The organism is Sphingopyxis granuli NBRC 100800 (assembly GCF_001591045.1).
GTDB classification, from domain to species: domain Bacteria; phylum Pseudomonadota; class Alphaproteobacteria; order Sphingomonadales; family Sphingomonadaceae; genus Sphingopyxis; species Sphingopyxis granuli.
On the sequence record NZ_BCUA01000155.1, the window covers coordinates 1 to 3,525 of the forward strand.

The window sequence follows — 3,525 nt, forward strand, 5'->3', positions numbered from 1 at the left end:
GTGCCCCCAGCACCAACAAGCTGGAGGATCTATGACGTTGCCAAAGACGGTCGTTTCGTACGGACGGCCCAAGCCCTGGACGGGAGACGCTCCCACCTCAGAAGCTCTATCCACCGCCTTCCACTCTTCTCTTCTGGGGAGTGCGGCAGGATCAGCAGCGCTTTACAAAGCTGCCGCTCGCCATTTCCTGTTCTGGATCGGCCAACAGGGCATCGCGGTATCGACCGTCGATGACGCTGTCGTCCGACGTTTCGAGAAGCATCGGTGTCGCTGTCAGGGCTTTCCCCTGCACAAGCCTGACCGACCAAGCTTCACCAGTAAAGTCCGGCGTTTCGTCCGTTTCCTGGAGGACCAGGGCGTTATCGACGTGCCCGACGACGTGGACCGCCTGGACACGCTGTTGGCGGATTATGCGGTATTCCTGGTACAGGAGCACTACAGCGCCGCGGTCATCAAGAGCTACCGTTCGGAAGCGGCGCACTTTGCCGCATGGGTCCGCCTTTCTCGTCTGCGGTGGCAGGATGTCACCGACGATCATGTTGCACTATATGCTGGCCACAGCTGTCGTTGTCCGGTCTACCGCAAGCGCGGGACGCTGGTCGGTCATTTCGGGCCGCTACGCCGTAGCAAGGGAGCCCGGCGCTTCCTTGGGTTTCTTCGCGATCGGAACATTCTCTCGCAAGTCGACCGCTGGGATCACCAGGATGATGCTCTGGCCCCCTACAAGACGTGGCTGAAGGCGCATTGCGGCAGCTCGGCCGAGACGATCCGGCGCTATTGCGGCGAGGTGAAGCACTGGCTGCCGGAGCTGACCAAGCCCTCGGAGCTGAACGCGGGCATCATCAGGCGGATCGTCGGTCATCGCATAGCTCAGGCGCCGGGTTCCGCTTCGACCATCACTGGCATCATGCGGAGCTATGTGCGTTTTCTCGTCTCGCGGGGGGAGTGCGAGCCGGCGCTCCAACACGCCTTTCCACCGATCAGGCGCTATCGTCTCGGCAGCCTGCCACGCTACATGGATGATGCAACGATCGAGAAGATCATTGCGTCCTGCCAGGCCGATACCGCGGTGGAGATCCGCGACAAGGCCATCATCCTGCTACTGGCCAGACTCGGATTGCGGGCTGGCGATATCTGCCAGTTGCGCTTGACCGATATCGATTGGAACGACGGATATCTTCGGGTGAGCGGCAAGAGCAGACGGCCCGACCGCCTGCCATTGCCACAGGATGCCGGGGACGCGATCCTCGATTATATCGAGCGAGCCCGCCCGCCGATCGCCGAGGAGGTGTTGTTCGTTCGGGTGCAACCTCCTTTTCGGCCGTTCAGTTCGTCGGCTGAGATCGCCGGCATCGTCGCGCGTGTATTGGATCGGGGCGCCATCGAAGGCGTGCCGACGGGCGCCCACGCCTTCCGGCATTCGCTGGCCACACGGATGCTGCGCGCCGGCGCCGGCCTTGAGTCGGTCGGCACGATCCTGCGCCATCGGTCCCCAGCGACGACGGCCATCTACGCCAAGGTCGACGTTCCGATGCTGCTCAAGGTTGCCCAAGATTGGCCCGGAGACAGGGCATGATGAACGCACAGATCGAGCGGTATGTCGCGCTGCATCGCAGTTTCGGCCGCAAGTTTGAGGTGCAGGAGCGATTGCTCCGACTCTTCGCCGCCTATGCTCATGGTTTCGGCGATCGGCACGTCACAGTCGAGCGGCTCTACGATTGGTGCCGGTCGGCGAGTTCCCAGAACGTGGCCAGGGACAGGTTCGACCATCTACGTCGCTTCTGTCTCTATGCCCATGCTGAGGATCGGCAGCATCAGGTGCCCCCAGCTGGCGTATTCGGGAGAGGGAAGCGACGTCGCCCGACGCCTCACATCATCGAGCCCGAGCAGGTTCAGGCGATCATGCAGGCCGCCCTTGATCTTTCGCCCAAGGGCAAGATAAGCCCACACACCTACCACTATTTGTTCGGGCTGCTCGCAACAACCGGGTTACGACTTTCCGAAGCGCTCGCACTGCAGCGCGAGGATTTCACCGCCGACGGTCTGATCATCCGCAACGGGAAGTTCGGTAAGCAACGCCTCCTGCCGATCCAGCCATCAACGCGCAAGGCGTTGGAGGCTTATCTCGCTGTTCGGCGGAAGCTCGGCGCCCACGGCAATGATCTGTTCGTTCACATCCGAGGGCACGCCCCCAGCACAACGCGCGCCTATATAATGTTCGTCAGATTGGTGCGCGAGTTGGGTTTTCGTGGCCCGCCCGGAGATCCCGGCATGCGCGTCCATGACCTACGGCACACGTTCGCCGTTCGGTCGCTGGAGTCCTGTCCTCGCGATCGGGAAGCGATCCGACATCATATGGCAGCGCTCAGCTCCTATCTGGGCCACACGGACGTGGCCAACACATACTGGTATCTCGAAGCAACGCCGGTGCTGCTTCGCGACATCGCTGTCGCGGGTGAGCAGCTTTTCCTGGGAGGTGCAGCATGACCGCGCTCGCTCCCCATCTCGCCGCGTTCCTGCGGGATCATCTTCCCCGCGAGCGTAATGTCAGCCCGCATACGGTGACGACCTATGCGAACTGCTTCGCGCTTTTGGTCCGGTTCGCAGCCGATCGGCTCAGGCGAAGGCCAACTGACCTAACGATCCAGGATTTCGATCCCGAGCTGATCATGGCGTTCCTCGACCATACGGAAGATGCGCGCAAGAACAGCCCCAGAACTCGCAATGCCCGGCTCGCGGCGATCCGGGCGTTCTTCCGTTACGTCGAGTATCGCGTCCCAGCATGCCTCGACCTGGCGCTGCGTGTTCGTGCCGTGCCGACAAAGCGGACCGACACGACCCTCATCGACTATCTGACACGAGATGAGATTACTGCGGTGCTCGACGCACCTGATCCCCGGTCCCGCCTGGGCACTCGAGATCGGGCGATGCTGCACCTTGCCTATGCCGGTGGCCTGCGGGTCGCCGAGTTGCTGTCGCTGCAGATACAAGACTTTCCAGAACGCTCGCTCGCGACGGTTCACATTATCGGCAAGGGCAGACGCGAGCGCGTCTTGCCCCTGTGGCGCGAGACGCAGGCAGCATTGCGGGCCTGGCTCGCCGTCAGGCGGCCATGTCAGGCGGCGGAGATATTCCTCAACGCCAAGGGCGAGCCAATGACGCGCGATGGATTTGCGTTCAGGCTGGCCTTGCATGTCGCCACGGCGGCAAAGAAGCAGCCGTCGCTGCTGCGCAAGCGGGTCACGCCTCATGTGCTACGGCATTCCTGCGCAATGCACACGCTCGCTGCGACCGGCGACATTCGCAAAGTAGCGCTCTGGCTCGGCCATGCCAGCATCCAGAGCACTGAAGCCTACCTGCGCGCCGACCCGGAAGAAAAGCTGCAGATCCTCGCCGCACACGGCTCGCCAGCGATCAAGCCAGGCCGGTTCAGGCCTCCGGCTGACCCGCTGATCATGATGCTCAACGACGTTCGGAAACGAGCATAGCTCCGGAGGTCTCTCGCCTCCGACATCGCCCACAACC

The 3,525-nt window shown here is 62.5% G+C and carries 3 protein-coding genes; all 3 read left to right on the top strand.

Translation table 11 applies throughout. The annotated features are described in order from the left end of the window. A partial coding sequence (locus SGR02S_RS19030) for a tyrosine-type recombinase/integrase (RefSeq protein ID WP_501193787.1) occupies positions 1 to 1,576 on the top strand: 1,576 nt, incomplete at its 5' end. Next, entirely contained in the window at positions 1,573 to 2,487 is a 915-nt protein-coding gene (locus tag SGR02S_RS19035; RefSeq protein ID WP_067113775.1) for a tyrosine-type recombinase/integrase, read from the top strand. The genes SGR02S_RS19030 and SGR02S_RS19035, both read left to right, overlap by 4 nt. Continuing rightward, a complete protein-coding gene (locus SGR02S_RS19040) occupies positions 2,484 to 3,488 on the top strand; it encodes a tyrosine-type recombinase/integrase (protein ID WP_067113777.1) in 1,005 nt (334 codons plus the stop codon). Before SGR02S_RS19035 ends, SGR02S_RS19040 begins: the two co-directional genes overlap by 4 nt. Positions 3,489 to 3,525 lie beyond the last annotated feature (37 nt).